General features: G+C 60.8%; 14 protein-coding genes. 11 read left to right on the top strand and 3 right to left on the bottom strand.

What is annotated here, in order from left to right; translation table 11 throughout:
• Positions 1-7 precede the first annotated feature (7 nt).
• From ABIA48_RS26325 to ABIA48_RS26310, 4 genes are all read left to right on the top strand, one after another.
• Positions 8-322, top strand: a complete 315-nt coding sequence (locus ABIA48_RS26325; RefSeq protein ID WP_085725686.1) for an SCP2 sterol-binding domain-containing protein — start codon at positions 8-10, stop codon at positions 320-322.
• 251 nt (positions 323-573) lie between these two features.
• Complete coding sequence (locus ABIA48_RS26320) at positions 574-1,437, top strand: LysR family transcriptional regulator (RefSeq protein WP_204933728.1); 864 nt, start codon at positions 574-576, stop codon at positions 1,435-1,437.
• Positions 1,438-1,543: 106 nt separating this feature from the next.
• Positions 1,544-2,689 (top strand): sterol desaturase/SRPBCC family protein, encoded by a 1,146-nt coding sequence (locus ABIA48_RS26315; protein ID WP_429492446.1) that lies wholly within the window; start codon positions 1,544-1,546, stop codon positions 2,687-2,689.
• Positions 2,686-3,765 carry an SMP-30/gluconolactonase/LRE family protein gene (locus ABIA48_RS26310; protein ID WP_429492444.1) on the top strand — a complete coding sequence of 360 codons (1,080 nt, stop codon included), beginning with the start codon at positions 2,686-2,688 and terminating at the stop codon, positions 3,763-3,765. Before ABIA48_RS26315 ends, ABIA48_RS26310 begins: the two co-directional genes overlap by 4 nt.
• 220 nt (positions 3,766-3,985) lie before the next feature.
• Here ABIA48_RS26310 and ABIA48_RS26305 read toward each other — a convergent pair whose 3' ends face one another.
• From ABIA48_RS26305 to ABIA48_RS26295, 3 genes are all read right to left on the bottom strand, one after another.
• Positions 3,986-4,219: a hypothetical protein gene (locus ABIA48_RS26305; protein ID WP_429492442.1), complete on the bottom strand. Its 234-nt coding sequence runs from the start codon at positions 4,217-4,219 to the stop codon at positions 3,986-3,988.
• 173 nt (positions 4,220-4,392) lie between these two features.
• Positions 4,393-6,504: an ATP-binding protein gene (locus ABIA48_RS26300; protein WP_429492440.1), complete on the bottom strand. Its 2,112-nt coding sequence runs from the start codon at positions 6,502-6,504 to the stop codon at positions 4,393-4,395.
• 241 nt (positions 6,505-6,745) lie between these two features.
• Positions 6,746-7,435, bottom strand: coding sequence for a GntR family transcriptional regulator (locus tag ABIA48_RS26295; RefSeq protein WP_007987445.1), 690 nt, complete (start codon positions 7,433-7,435; stop codon positions 6,746-6,748).
• A gap of 140 nt (positions 7,436-7,575) precedes the next feature.
• Between ABIA48_RS26295 and ABIA48_RS26290 the strand changes: the two genes are divergently transcribed.
• From ABIA48_RS26290 to ABIA48_RS26260, 7 genes are all read left to right on the top strand, one after another.
• Positions 7,576-8,661 carry an ABC transporter ATP-binding protein gene (locus ABIA48_RS26290; protein WP_429492437.1) on the top strand — a complete coding sequence of 362 codons (1,086 nt, stop codon included), beginning with the start codon at positions 7,576-7,578 and terminating at the stop codon, positions 8,659-8,661.
• Position 8,662: 1 nt separating this feature from the next.
• A complete protein-coding gene (locus tag ABIA48_RS26285; protein ID WP_007995937.1) occupies positions 8,663-9,580 on the top strand; it encodes an ABC transporter permease in 918 nt (305 codons plus the stop codon).
• A complete protein-coding gene (locus ABIA48_RS26280; RefSeq protein ID WP_429492435.1) occupies positions 9,577-10,365 on the top strand; it encodes an ABC transporter permease in 789 nt (262 codons plus the stop codon). The genes ABIA48_RS26285 and ABIA48_RS26280 overlap by 4 nt, the downstream gene beginning before the upstream one ends.
• A 16-nt stretch (positions 10,366-10,381) precedes the next feature.
• On the top strand, positions 10,382-11,434 hold the full coding sequence (locus ABIA48_RS26275) for an extracellular solute-binding protein (protein ID WP_429492433.1): 1,053 nt from the start codon (positions 10,382-10,384) through the stop codon (positions 11,432-11,434).
• Positions 11,435-11,555: 121 nt separating this feature from the next.
• Positions 11,556-12,752, top strand: coding sequence for an amidohydrolase family protein (locus ABIA48_RS26270; RefSeq protein WP_429492431.1), 1,197 nt, complete (start codon positions 11,556-11,558; stop codon positions 12,750-12,752).
• Positions 12,749-14,236: an amidohydrolase family protein gene (locus tag ABIA48_RS26265; RefSeq protein ID WP_429492429.1), complete on the top strand. Its 1,488-nt coding sequence runs from the start codon at positions 12,749-12,751 to the stop codon at positions 14,234-14,236. The genes ABIA48_RS26270 and ABIA48_RS26265 overlap by 4 nt, the downstream gene beginning before the upstream one ends.
• A gap of 12 nt (positions 14,237-14,248) precedes the next feature.
• The gene (locus tag ABIA48_RS26260) at positions 14,249-14,911 is read left to right on the top strand and encodes a flavin reductase family protein (RefSeq protein WP_007995928.1); all 663 of its coding nucleotides are present in this window, start codon (positions 14,249-14,251) and stop codon (positions 14,909-14,911) included.
• The last annotated feature ends 62 nt before the right edge of the window (positions 14,912-14,973 follow it).

Genomic DNA, 14,973 nt, shown 5'->3' with positions numbered 1-14,973 from the left:
TCGAACCATGACCTCCGTAGCTGATGCCGTACAAGCAATGAAAGCCAAGTTCAACCCAGCCGCTGCTGCCGGTCTGGACCTGGTCTTCGGTTTCCGCATCGACGACACCAAGAACTTCTCGCTGATCGTCAAGGACCAGACCTGCGAGCTGCAGGAAGGCGAGAACCCGGACGCCCAGGTGACCCTGGTGATGGACGGCGAAACCCTGCAAGGCATCGTCAGCGGCGAAACCGACGGCATGCAAGCGTTCATGGGCGGCAAACTGCGCGCTGAAGGCGACATGATGCTGGCCATGAAACTGTCCGAGCTGTTCCCGTCGTAAGCACTGGGCTCCCGGCCTTCGGGAGTGTGCCTGCCGCAAACGAATCCCGCCCTTAGTGGCGGGATTCGTCGTTTCAGGGCCCTGTGGCGAGGGGGCTTGCCCCCGTTCGGCTGCGAAGCAGTCGCCCATTCGGAGTTTCTATTGGCCGGGCGAACGTCAAGGGCCGCTTCGCGCCCCAACGGGGGCAAGCCCCCTCGCCACAGGTTCGGTGGTGATCTTACAATGTCCGCACTTTCGACACCGGCCGCCCCATGGACATCGACCTCGCCCGCACCTTCCTCGAAATCGTCCGCCATGGCAGCCTGGCCGCGGCTGCCGAGAAGCTCCATGTCACCCAGACCGCCATCACCGCTCGGGTGCAAAAACTCGAGAGCCAGCTGGGCGGCACCCTGTTCGTGCGCAATCGTGCAGGCGCCCGCCTGACGCCCAACGGTGAAGCGTTCGTGGTGTACGCCAATCAGCTGGTGCAAACCTGGGAAGCCGCGCGACGGGATTTACCGTTGCCCGAGGGCTATCGCGATGTGCTGCACATCGGTGGCGAAGTGAGCCTGTGCAACCCGCTGATGCTCGGTTGGGCCGGCGAAATCCGCAAGAACATCCCCAGCCACGCCTTGCGCATGGAAATCCGGGACGGCGAAAACCTGCTGCGCCAACTGGAATTGGGCGTTCTGGACGCGGCGCTGGTGTATCAGCCCGAGTATTGGCCGCGCTTGCAGGTCGAGCAGATTCTCGAAGAAAAGCTGATTCTCGTGCGTCTGGCCGACAAGCCCGATCCTTATGTGTACATCGATTGGGGCAGCGAATTCCGACGCCAGCACGACGCCGCCCTGCCGGAAAAGGCTAAGGCTGCGCTGAGTTTCAATCTCGGCCCGCTGGGTTTGCAGTACCTGCTTGAAAATGGCGGCAGTGGCTACTTCCGCACCCGCGTCGTGCAGAGTTATCTGGAAAGCGGCGCCCTGGAACGGGTGCCGAAGGCGCCGGAATTCAGCTACCCGACCTATCTGGTCTACTCCCGCGATCGTGACTCGCCGACGCTGCAACGCGCCTTCGACCTGCTGCGCGAGGTTATCGACTCCGACGAAGACTGGTCGCAACGCTGGGACCCGCTGACCTGAGACCGGTCTGCACCGGATCATGGCTATTGTGTCCTCAAGGTTCGGCCCGTCATATCAGCGGGATCGGCTAATCTGAAAGAAATAACAATAATGACAGGTGATTGCAGTGAGGCAGACCACCGAAGGATTCCGCCGCCGTTACCGCGCCGACATTCATCCGCTCTACAACCCTTGGCTGCACGGCGCTTTTGTCCTGTTGTTCGGGGTACTGGCGATCAGCGTTTTCTGGAGCAACGTGCATCAGGTGCGGCCAGCGCAATGGCTGGCGGTGCCCGTTACATTGTTGTTGTTCAACCTCGGCGTGTACATGGTGCACCGCCACCTGGGTCATCATAGAAAGAGCTTCGCCCGGCTGTTTTATGCCCGTCACGCGGGCGATCACCACAGCTTTTTCACCCCCGGCCACATGACCTATGACAGTGCTCGCGACTGGCGGGTGATTCTGTTTCCGGCATGGCTGATCATGCTGCACACCCTCGCTGTCGCACTGCCTCTCTGGTGGCTGCTCAAGCACATCGATGCCAACGTCGCCGGATTGGTGGGCGGTGTTCTTGTCCTCGGTTACCTGGCCTATGAAGTGTTTCATGCCTGCGAACACCTGCCACCGCACTACCCGATCACGCGATTGCCGTGGATCCGCCAGATGCGCCGGCTACACGAACTGCACCACCGCCGCGAACTGATGCAGGAGCGCAATTTCAACATCGTTTTCCCGCTGATGGACTACCTGTTCGGTACCCTTTATTGGGAGCCGGAACCTGTGCCGCTCAACCCGACGAGAATGCCCATGACCCGCATGCAGCATCAGATTGTCATTGCCGGACACCCGGTGGACGTACTGGCCTACGCCAGCACCGTGACCCTTTGGCCGCAATGGCATCCGTCGTCGCTGCGCATCGACGGGCCAAAAGGTCCGTTGCATGCCGGCGCACGTTTCGAGGAAGACATCCGCGCCGGTGGACGCGATGGACACTTGAGCTGGGAGGTGGCCGAATACCTGCCCGGGAGGCGCTGGAGCGCCCGGGCCCAGGGTGATCATGGCCTGTCGCTGGTGGTGACCTATGAATGCGATGCAACAGGCGAGGACACACGTTTCGTCCGCACCCTGGAGTATCAATTCAGCGGTCTGGCGATGCGGATCGCCAACCGGGTGTTGCTCAAGCGTCGCATTGATCACGAATCGGCGGCGTCGATGCAGGCGTTGCGCGACATGGCGCAAAAACACTTGGCGGCGTCAGGAGTCAAGGCGTGAGCAGAACCTTCAAATCTCTGTTGCTGGTTATCATCGTCATCGGCGCCTTCCTGCTACTGATGCCGACCAAGGTGCGACCGGTGGCCTGGACGCCACTACCGGCGCCATCCCTCACCAGCGGAATCTATGCCGACAATCAGCGGCTCAAAGACGTGGAGCGCGTCGGTGCCGCCGACATCGACGGGCCGGAAGCCTTGTTGCTGGAAAACGACATGCTCATCACCGGCCTGCACGACGGTCGCCTGATCCGCACGAGCCTGGACGGCAAGACCACCAAAGTCCTGGTCGATACCGGTGGCCGACCACTGGGTATGGCCCGGCATCCCAATGGTCTGCTGGTGATCGCCGATGCCGTCAAAGGCTTGCTGTCACTCGACGCCCAGGGGCGTCTGGTGGCCCTGACCACAGAAGCCGGCGGTGTTCCCTTCGGTTTTACCGACGATGTGGCCATCGACAAACCCGGTCACTACGCCTATTTCAGCGATGCTTCGAGCCGATTCGGCTATGGCCACGACGGTGAGGCCGTGCTCGAACACGGCGGGGACGGTCGACTGCTGCGTTACGACTTCCAGACCGGCAAGACCTCGGTTGTGCTGGATAAGCTGGAGTTTGCCAACGGCGTAACCCTGGGACCAGACGATGCCTATGTACTGGTCAATGAAACCGGTGCCTACCGCATCAGCCGTTATTGGCTCAGCGGCCCGAAGGCCGGCACCCATGACCTGTTCATCGACAACCTGCCGGGGCTGCCGGACAACCTGTCGTTCAATGGTCACGACCGGTTCTGGGTGGCACTGTATGCCCCCCGGAACGCCTTGCTCGACGGCACGGCGGCGCATCCGTTCGTGCGCAAGATGATCGTGCGGGCCATGACTGTCCTGCCCAAACCCGTGGAAAAGCGCGGGTTTGCCCTCGGTCTGGACCTTGAGGGCAAAGTGATTGCCAACCTGCAGGATGGCAGCAGCGACAATTACTCACCCATCACCACGGTGCGCGAGTATGGGGACTGGTTGTACTTCGGTTCGCTGAAAGCGCAGAACATGGTGCGTTTGCCATTGAGCAAGGCATTGCAATGAGCAGTGCACCTCTCTGAATTCACCCAAGTCCCCCAGTGGGAGCGGGCTTGCTCGCGAAGAGGCCGGCACATTCAACAGAGATGTTGGCTGACCTGACGCCTTCGCGAGCAAGCCCGCTCCCACAGGGACAGCGTTCACTCGGAGCCCGAGTCGCCTCCCTCATCATCCGGCCAGTCATCAACGGGATTGACCGTGGTGTGTTCGGGATGAAGGGGCTGGGTCAGGATGGCGAGCCAAGTTGCTTGACGATCTTGTCCTTGACCAGCAAACGAGCCTCTTTGAGTTTCCTTACGGTGTCATCGTTTGACTTGGCCTCCTCTGCTTTCACCACTTCGGCATCCGCCTGGGAATACTTGTTAAGCAGTGAATCCAGTAACGGATCCTTGGTGCGTTTCTGCTGGATTTCTTCCTTTGAGCGTTTCAGATCCTGATAAAGGTCATGGGGCACCGGCATGGAACACCTCCGTTTGTTGATCGGCAGCGAAACGCGATCAATTGCGTTCACCAACTATCAGAATGGCCTCGGTTAGCCTGTTCTGTCGACCACCCGTCAGACCAGCGGTGCCCGTTCGTCGTCCTGCCGCAAATGCGATAAATCCTTGGCCTGCGCCCGTGCCGCCACAGGTTTCAGCCGTTAAGCACCATGCGCACCATCTGCTTGAGTGCTTCGGGATTGTAGGGTTTGCTCAGCAGGTGGGTGTCGGGGCTCAACTGGTGATTACGCGAGATGATGTCGCGAGTATGCCCCGAGGTGAACAGCACGGCCACCGGGGGCTCCTGCACTTTCGCCCAGGCCGCCAGGTCCGAACTCTTGATCAGGCCGGGCATGACCACGTCGGTGAATATCAGGTCCACTGCCACGCCTTGCAGCAACATTTGCATGGCGACGTCACCGTTGGTTGCCGTGAGGATCCGATAGCCTTCTTCGCGCAACAACTCCACCGCCGATACCCGCACGGCCTCATTGTCTTCGACCACCAGGATGCGCTCGTGCCCGCCCCGTTGCGGCACGTCAAGGTTCGGTGTTTCGCTGGGTGCCGAACGCGAGGTGCGCGGGAAATACAGCTGCACCCGGGTGCCCTGCCCAACGTCGCTGGCAATCTCGATATGACCGCCACTCTGTTTGACGAAACCAAACACCATGCTCAAGCCCAATCCGGTGCCCTGACCGTCGGCCTTGGTGGTGAAGAATGGCTCGAACGCCTGGGCCAGCACCTGTGGCGGCATGCCGACGCCGGTGTCCGCCACGGACACCCGCACATAGTCCCCGGCAGCAATGCCCTTACCGGCGCAAAACTTGCGGTCGAGAACGATGTTGTCCGCGCAAAGATCAATGGTCCCCTCCCCCTGCATGGCGTCCCGGGCGTTGATCGCCAGATTGAGAATGGCATTTTCCAGTTGATTGCGATCGACAAACACACTCCAGGAGTCTTCAGGTGCTGCCATGTGCACTTGAAGGGTTTCACCCAAGGCACGCTGCAACAGTTCCGCCAGGCCATCGAATATCTGCCGCAATGTGAAGACCCCTGGCGACAACGGTTGGCGACGGGCGAATGCCAGCAACTGCGAGGACAGCTTGGCACCGCGTTCGACGGCGGCAATCGACGCCGAGACCCGACGCTGCACATTGGCGTTATTCGGCTCATGGCGTGCCAACAGGTGCAGGTTGCCAGCGATCACTTGCAACAGGTTGTTGAAGTCATGGGCCACACCGCCAGTGAGGCCACCGATGGCTTCGAGTTTCTGTGACTGGCGCAGTTGTTCTTCCGCCGCCAGCCGCGCCTCGACCTCATCGGCCACCCGCTGCTCCAGGTTGCGGGTGAACTTGAGCAGGGATTCTTCGGCGGTCTTGCGTTCGTGAATATCGATCAGCACGCCGGGGAACCGAAATGCCTCCCCTTGCTCATCGAATTCGCAGCAACCGCTGGCGAGCACCCAGAAGTAACTGTCGTCGGGACGCTGGATCCGGTACTCGACGTTGTAGGGTTCGCCAGTCTCGACCGACAGTGCGATCCGTTCCTGGACCCAGCTACGGTCGTCCGGATGGATCCGCCCTTCGACGATCTCCTGTGACAGGTTGCCCAAGTCTTGCCCGGGTGGATAAGAGAACGTGCGAGCGAAGCGCTCATCACCCGAAAGCACGTTGGTCTTGATGTCCCAGACAAAGGAACCGAGCAAGGCACCGGCGTTCAACGCCAGACGCACCCGCTCGTTATCCGCTCGATAAGCGTCTTCGGCCGCCTGCCGCCGGCGCTCGGAAATTACCCGCTCCGTGGTTTCCACCACCATGCCCATGACCCCGGCCGGGCGCCCGTCATCGTCGGCCACCGGACTGTAATAGAGGTCGAGCCAGACATCCTCGGGAACGCCGTCGCGCAGCAATACCAGGACTTTATTGCGATAGGACAAGGTGCCGCCTGCCAGGCAGGTATCCACCACGTGGCGATTGAATTCGGCGACTTCTGGCCAACCCAGTTCCACCGCAGCCCCCAGCAGGTACGGATGACGCCCACCGGCAAACTTGGAGTAAGCGTCGTTATAGATCATGTACCCGGACTGGCCCCAGAGCATCACCATCGGCAGCGAGGACGCGAGCATCAACTGCACCGCGCTGCTCAGGCTCTTGGACCATGAGTCGAGTGGCCCAAGTTCGGTCAGGCTCCAGTCGAACGCACGAATGCGCCCGGCCATTTCGCCGTTCCACCCGGAACACCCGTGGCTATCCTCTAGAAACTGCATGGCTTGGCTCTATCCCGGTCATTTGCATCCGTTTGTTTCGAGCATCCTGCACACTATTCGGTTCATAGAGGTATAGCTGATTCTGAGGCTTCCTTGTCGAGCCTGGAGTCTGTGGCCAATAGAGATCCCTGTGGGAGCGGGCTTGCTCGCGAAAGCGGTGTCTCATTCAACTTATTCGTCTTCTGATGCACCGCTTTCGCGAGCAAGCCCGCTCCCACTTTTTGATCTTCAGTGTGGCCTACTAAACCTCAATCAAGTGCTTGAGCGGGTTGTAGCTGCTTTTCAGGGTGGCCGCGACGTCGAGAATTGCCTTCTCGATGCCATTCAAGTGCATGCAGGTCAGCTCGATGGCAGCGCTCTGGTTGCCCGCTTCGATGTATTCGATCAGCCGCAGGTGCTCGTCGTCGCGGCAGGCTTCATGGCTGTCGTCATCCAGTGCGGCGGCATACAGCGACGCCCGGGAAATCAGCTTCTGGAACCAGTCGAGCAGCACCGGGTTGTTCAGGCTGCGGGCCAGTTTGATGTGGAACTCGCCGAGCAGGTGAATCAACCGTTCGTGATCACCGCTCTGATGCGCTTCATCTTCCAGCAGCAAATGATCGCGCAGGTCCTGGGTCACCGCTGTATCGCGCCGACGGCACAGCTCGCTGACGATACCGATCTCGATCAGGCGCCGGGTTTCGAACAGCGAACGAATCTCTTCGTCGCTCGGTAACGACACCGAGGCACCTTTATTGGGCTCGGTGGTGACCAGTCCGTCGGCCTCCAATTGCTTGAGCGCGGCCCGAACGGACGTGCGGCTGACATTGAAAAGTTCGGCCAAAGAGGCTTCGCCGAGCTTCATCCCGGGCCGCAACGAGCGTTTGCTGATCGCCTCGTAAACCCCTTGGTAGACGCGGTCGACCGTAGTTTCCAGCTTCTTTTCCGTCATTCATCAACTCCTCGCGCCCCGTGCAAACAAGCCTGGCGGATGAACAGCCATTGAAAAAGGGGCTTGCACGGGCAGATTAATCCGGGTATTTCTAAATTGCATCCAGATTTTGCATACAATAATTAGAGGAATGCACCATTATGGGTCATCCAGTTGCAATTGAAGTGCGAAACGTCTCCAAACGATATTCCGACGATCCAGGCTTGGCTCCGGCTCTGGACAACGTCTCGGTAGATATCGCCGATAACGAGTTCTTCACCCTGCTCGGCCCCTCCGGCTGCGGCAAAACTACTTTGCTGCGCACCATCGCCGGCTTCGAGCATGTCAGTGACGGCGAGATCCGACTGGCAGGCGAGCCGGTCAACGATTTGCCGCCGTTCAAGCGTCGGGTCAACACGGTGTTCCAGAGTTACGCGCTGTTTCCGCACATGAGTGTTGCGCAGAATATCGCCTTCGGCCTCGAGATGCAGGGTCTTGATCGCAAACTGATTCCGCAGCGCGTCGAGGAAATGCTCGCGCTGGTGCAAATGCAGCACCTGGCCAAACGCAAACCGGCCGAACTGTCCGGCGGCCAACAGCAACGCGTGGCTCTGGCCCGGGCCCTGGCGCCGAAACCCAAAGTGCTGTTGCTCGATGAGCCGCTGTCGGCCCTGGACCTCAAGCTGCGCAAGGAAATGCAGGTCGAACTCAAGCGCGTGCAGAAAGAAGCCGGGATCACCTTCATTTTCGTCACCCACGATCAGGAAGAAGCGCTGACCCTGTCCGATCGCATTGCCGTGATGTCTGCCGGCAAGATCCTGCAAATCGGCACGCCCAATGAAATCTACGAACGGCCGCAACACCAGTTCGTCGCGCAATTCATCGGCGACATCAACTTCCTCCCCGGCCATCTCAAGCGCGGTCAGCAGAACGAAAACCTCTTCGTGCCCAACGGCATGCCGGTGGAAATCCCCTGCCAGGCCCAGGGCTTTGACGGCAGCAAGGTGCAACTGGCGTTTCGCCCCGAGCGTTCGCAACTGGTCGAGCCGACACAGCCGCATCACCTGCGTGGCGTGATCGAAGCCGTGCTGTATGTCGGCACGGCCACGCTCTATCAATGCCGCTTGAACAACGACATCCAGGTCATGCTGCGCGAGAACAACGAAGGCCTGAACCACGGCCGGGTGGTGGGTGATCGGGTCGCGGTCAACCTGCCGCCCCACGCCTGCCTGTTGATGGAGGCCTGAGATGAGCGTCAGCAGCACTTCCCCAGCCCTCAACCGTGCGCTGCTGCTCAGCCCGGTGGTTCTGACCCTGCTGGCCCTGATCGCCATTCCGCTGGGCATCATGGGCTACATCAGCCTATTGCCACGCAACGTCTATGGTGGCGTCGACTGGCAGGCCAACTGGCAATTGCAAAGTTACGTGCAGCTGTTTTTCCAGGAAGGTTTCGACGGTGAACTGGAACTGAACTGGGTCTACGCCCAAGCGTTGTTGCGCTCGGTGTTCCAGGCCGGTGGCACCACGGTGTTGTGTTTCCTGTTCGGCTTTCCGGTGGCGTTGTGGATGTCGAGCCTGACACCCCGTCGGCGCAACCTGATGGTGTTGCTGATCACCATTCCGTTCTGGACCAACCTGCTGATCCGCAACTATGCGTGGCTGATCATCCTGCGCGAACACGGCTGGGTCGCCCAGAGCCTCAACGCGCTGTTCCCGCAAGCCGGTGGCATCACCCTGCTCTACAACGACTTCGCGGTCAGCGTCGGCCTGGTCTACAGCTTCCTGCCATTCATGATCCTGCCGATCTACTCGACCCTGGAAAAACTCGACTGGCGCCTGGTGGAAGCCGCCTATGACCTGGGCGCCAACCGCTGGCACGCATTGCGCCGGATCATCCTGCCGCTGTCGATGCCGGGCGTGATTGCAGGTGCCTTGCTGGTGTTCGTGCCAAGCCTGGGTGCGTTCATTACCCCGGCGATCCTCGGCGGTGGCAAGACGTTGATGATCGGCAACCTGATCCAGCAACAATTCGGCACCGCGCGCAATTGGCCGCTGGGCAGTTCGCTGTCGTTCCTGTTGCTGGGGATCATGTTGCTGTCCCTGGTGCTCTACGCCCTCTATAGCCGCAATGCCGCCAAGACCCTGCGTCGGGGAGCCCAAGCATGATTGCCCTGCACCTGAAAAAACTGCCCCTGACCCGTGAAGTCAGCCTGCTGATGCTGGCCTATCTGTATCTGCCGATTTTCGTGTTGATCGCCTACAGCTTCAACGCCAACCGCTCGGCGACGGTGTGGACCGAATTCTCGTTCGACTGGTACGGACGAATCCTCGCCAACCCGTCGATCCAGACCGCCGCGCTGAACTCGATCATCGTCGCCGGCATCGCCACGCTCTGCGCCACGGCGATTGCGTTGCTCGCGGCGCTGGCGACTTACCGGCCGTTCTACGGACAGAAAATGGTCGAGGGCGGGATCAACCTGCCGCTGATCCTGCCGGAGATCGTCACCGCCGTGGCCACCCTGCTGCTGTTCATGGCGCTGGGGATCAAGCTCGGTTTGCTGACGGTGATCGTCGCGCACATCGGCTTTTGCATTCCCTTTGCCTACCTGCCGATTCGTGCGCGGCTCAATGACCTGGACAAGAGCCTGCTGGAAGCGGCGAACGATCTGTACGCCAACCCGTGGCAGGTGTTTCGCCGGGTGACCTTGCCGCTGCTGTGGCCGGCGGTGCTGTCCGGTTCGGTGCTGGCGTTCGTGGTCAGCCTCGACGATTTCATCATGACCTTCTTTGTCGCCGGGCCGGGTTCTACGACCTTGCCGGTGTACATCTTCTCGGCGATCAAGGCCGGCGTGACGCCGGAGATCAACGCGATCTCGACCCTGATGCTGGTGATATCCATCGTGCTGGTGGTGCTGGCCTTCTGGCTGGGACAGCGCGGCAAAAACCAATGAACCTGGAGCGCGCTCTATGAAAAATAAAAACATGCGTTACGGCATTGCCGGTCTGGCCCTCAGTTGCTTCACCGTTTTTACTGCGCAGGCCGCCGAACCCAAGGAGCTGTTCTTCTACAACTGGACCGATTACTACCCGGTCGACCTGTTGGCCAAGTTCGAAAAGGAGACCGGCATCAAGGTCACCATGGATGGCTATGACAGCAATGAAACCCTGCTGGCCAAGTTGCAGGCCGGCGGCGCCGCGTATGACGTGATCGTGCCGTCGCAATCGATCATGCGTACCCTGATCAACCAGAACCTGCTGCTGGAAATCGACGCCTCGACCCTGCCCAACTTCCAGTACGTCAAACCGGCGTTCCGCGACCCGAGCTTCGACCCCGGCCGCAAGTTCTCGGCACCGTACCTGTGGGGCACCACCGGGTTCTCCTATGACAGTGCCCGGGTGCCCGGCGGCAAACTGGACGACTCGTGGAAAGAGTTCTTCGAGCCACGCAAGGAACTGCAAGGCCAACTCGCCGCCCTCGACACCTCCAGCAGCGTGATCAACGCCGCCAGCCACTACCTGAATGTCGACGAATGCAGCGAAAACCCGCAGGACGCCAAACGCATTCTGGAGCTGCTGCAAAGGCAGAAACCGTTCCTGAAGATGTACAGCTCGGACAACACCGTCGACCGCATGGCCTCCGGTGAAGTGATCATGATGCAGAACTGGAACGGCTCGACCGCACGGGCCACATTGCAGAAGAGCACCATCAAATACGTGTATCCGAAGGAAGGCCTGGCGATGTTCCAGGACAACTTCGCCGTACCGAAAAGCGCGCCACACCCCGGCAACGCAAAAATTTTCATCGACTGGATGATGAAACCGGAAAACGCCGCCGCCGTGTCCAATGCCATCGCCTACGACAACGGCATCCAGAGCGACAAGCTGATCGACGCCAAATGGCGGGTGATGGATGCCATCAACATGCCCGACGAATTCGCCTCGCGCCTGCGTCCGGAAAAGGAATGCAGCAACAAGGCGCGTGAGCTGCAGGACCGGATCTGGGCCAAGCTCAAGGGCTGATCCAAAACCGAGTCGCGGCCTTCGCGAGCAAGCCCGCTCCCACAATTGAAATGCATTCCCCTGTGGGAGCGAGCTTGCTCGCGATGAGGCCCGCCCAGACACCATAAAATTGAGGTTTGCAATGAATCAACCCCGCTGGCTGCGCAACGTGCGCCCCTACGGCTCAATCGCCGAAGACCTGCTGATCGAAAACGGCCGGTTCAGCCAACGTCGCCCGGCCTCGAGCACCGAACTGCTGACCACCGACATCGACGGCCAGAACCAGTTGCTCACCCCCGCACTGGTGGAAAGCCATGTGCACCTGGACAAAACCCTCTGGGGTCAACCGTGGCGCCCCAACAGCGCCGGTCCGACCCTCAAGGACTACATCGCCAACGAACGGCGCATCCTGCGTGAAGTCACCACACCGATTGCGCAACGGGCCGGTGCCCTGCTGGAAAACTGCATCGCCCGTGGCTCACTGACCATGCGTTGCCACGTCGATATCGACCCGGAGTTCGGCCTGCGTCATGTCGAGGCCATGCAACAACTGCGTGAAAACTACCGCGACCTGATTGACCTACAACTGGTGGTGTTCCCGCAAACCGGCCTCATCAGCCGCCCCGGCACCGCCGAACTGATGCGCGAAGCCATGGCCCTGGGTGTGGAGAACGTCGGTGGCCTGGACCCGTGCGGTATCGACAATGACCCCATCGCACAACTCGACTTCGTCTTCAAACTGGCCAGTGAGTTCGATCGCGGCGTCGACATTCACCTGCATGACAAAGGTGAGCTGGGCCTGTGGCAGATCGCCCTGATCGCCGACTACACCGAGCGCTTCGGCCGCGAAGGCCGGGTGATGATCAGCCATGCGTATTGCCTGGGGATGTTGCCGTGGAGCCAGGTCAAACCGGTGGCCGAGCGCCTGGCGACGCTGGGTATTTCGCTGATGAGCTCGGCCCCTGCCGATTGCGCGGTGCCACCGTTCCTCGCCCTGCGCGAAACCGGTGTGAATCTGTGCCTGGGCTCGGACGGTATTCGTGATGCCTGGTCGCCCATGGGCAACGGCGACATGCTGGAACGAGCGATGCTGCTGGCGTTCCGTTTCGATTTGAACAAGGACGAAGAACTGGCGGCGGCGTTCGAAGCGGCGACCGTCAATGGCGCCCAAGCGCTGGGTTGCGAAGCCAATCGCCTGGAGATCGGCCAAGCGGCAGACTTCTTGCTGATGCCGGTGCAAACGCTGGGCGAAGCCGTGGTTTCGCGGCCGTTGCGTCAGGTCTATCGCGGCGGGCAGTTGATCGCGGCGGGCGGTCGCTTGCTGGACAGCCGTTTGTGAAGCGCATCGGCTTGCGAGCCAGTTGCGTGGTCGGCTTCGACGGCACCCGGCATGTGCTGTGGCGCGACGGCGAAGTGGTGTTCGAAGGCTCGCGCATCGAGTTTGTCGGGCGCGGTTATCCGGGGCCGGTGGATCAGTGGATTGATTACGGCAACGCGCTGATCGGTCCCGGCTTCATCGATCTGGATGCCCTTGGCGACCTCGACTCCACGGTACTGACCCTGGACAACGGCGACGAGCGCGACATGGGCCGGATGTGGTCGGCGGAATATCTGGCGCGCGGGTCGCGGGAAAGTTACAGCCCCGAAGAAGAAGTCTTCAAATACCGCTACGCCTTCAGCCAATTGATCCGCAATGGCATCACCACGGCCATGCCAATCACCTCGATGTACTACCGCGAGTGGGCCGAGACCTACGACGAATTTTCGGCGGTGGCCGGTGTGGCTGCCGAGTTGGGGCTGCGCACCTACCTCGGTCCCTGCTACATGAGCGGTATGAGTTACTGGCGCGCCGATGGAACCCTGGCGCACCACTGGGACGAAGCCAGGGGCATGGCCGGGCTCGATGCCGCTGAAAGGTTCTTTGAGGATTTCGACGGTTCTCGCAATGGCCTGATTCGCGGCGCGCTGCTGCCCGATCGCATCCAGACCTGCACCCCGGCGCTGTTGCAACGCACCGCCGCGCTGAGCCGGGAACTGAACGCACCGATGCGTTTGCACTGCTGTCAGGGCCTCGGTGAAGTGGCGATGGTCGAGCAACTGCGTGGCACTTCGCCGTTGGGATGGTTGCAACAACTGGAGCTGTTGAACCCACGCAGCCTGCTGCCCCACGGCATTTACACCCACGGCGATGACGACCTGCAACGTGTGGTGGATGGCGGCGCGAGCCTGGTGCATTGCCCGGTGGTATTTGCCCGGGACGGCGAAGCGCTGAATTCGTTTGGGCGTTATCGGGCCAAGGGCATCAACTTCGCCCTGGGCACCGACACCTGGCCGGCGGACCTGCTGGACAACATGCGCCAGGGCTTGAACATCGCCCGACTGATGGAGGGCGGTAACGAGCTGACCAGCACCCTGGACCTGTACAACGCTGCGACCCTCGGCGGCGCCAAGGCACTGGGCCGTGATGATCTCGGCCGCCTCGCACCGGGCTGCAAGGCCGATATCACCGTGTTCAACCTGCGCGGGATGCATCTGGGGCCGTTGTTCGATCCGCTGAAAAATCTTGTTCTGGCCGGTCGCGGTGATGACTGCATCGCCAGCTACATCGATGGTCGCTGCGTGATGCAGGACAGTCAGGTCCAGGGCGTCGACTACCCCGCCCTGCAACGCCAGGCCCAACGCCAATTCGAAAAACTGATGCGCAGCCACAGCGACCGGGCCTTTGGCCAACCGGACTGGAAAAGCCTGTTCCAGCCGGCCATCCCCTTCGCCGATGACTACAGCGCCCACGCGCCGCTGAGCGCGATTGATCCACTTATTTAGAGATTTCTGCCCATGCAAAGCTTCGACTTCAGCACATTGAGCCCACGGGACAAATACAAGATTCTGATCGGCAGCGTGGTGCCACGGCCGATTGCCCTGGTCACCACCGTCGACGGCGAAGGCCGGGTCAACGCGGCGCCGTTCAGCTTTTTCAATGCGCTGTCGGCCGATCCGCCCATCCTCGCCCTGGGCGTGGAAAACTACGGCGACCAAAGCCCCAAGGACACCACTCGCAATATCCAGCTCAATCAGGAATTCACCGTGAACATCGTCAGCGATGCGCTGGTGGAGGCCATGAACGTCTGTGCCGTGCCCTTCGCTCCCGGCTTCGATGAGCTGACCGCCGCCGGCCTCACCGCCATCCCCGGCACCACGGTCAAGTGCCCGCGCATCGGCGAAGCCCCGGTGGCGCTGGAGTGCCGGCGAATGATGGCGCTGTCCATCGGCCAATCCCGGGAGATTATCTTTGGTGAAGTGCTGATGGCCCATGTGCGTGACGAACTGATCGATCCGAAAACCCTGTACATCGATCAGTTGGGACTGGATGCAATTGGCCGCATGGGCGGTCATGGCTATGCGCGGACGCGGGATTACTTCGATTTGCCGACGCGTTCGTTGCAGGCGTGGACGGATGCGCCGGGGGGTGGCGAGCGGTTTTGGCCGCTGGCCAAATAACAGGCATTAACACAAACCCTGTGGGAGCGAGCTTGCTCGCGATAGCGGTCTGTCAGGCAACG

Source organism: Pseudomonas sp. S30_BP2TU TE3576, assembly GCF_050436025.1.
Classification (GTDB): domain Bacteria; phylum Pseudomonadota; class Gammaproteobacteria; order Pseudomonadales; family Pseudomonadaceae; genus Aquipseudomonas.
This window is presented reverse-complemented; position numbering and strand designations above follow the sequence as displayed.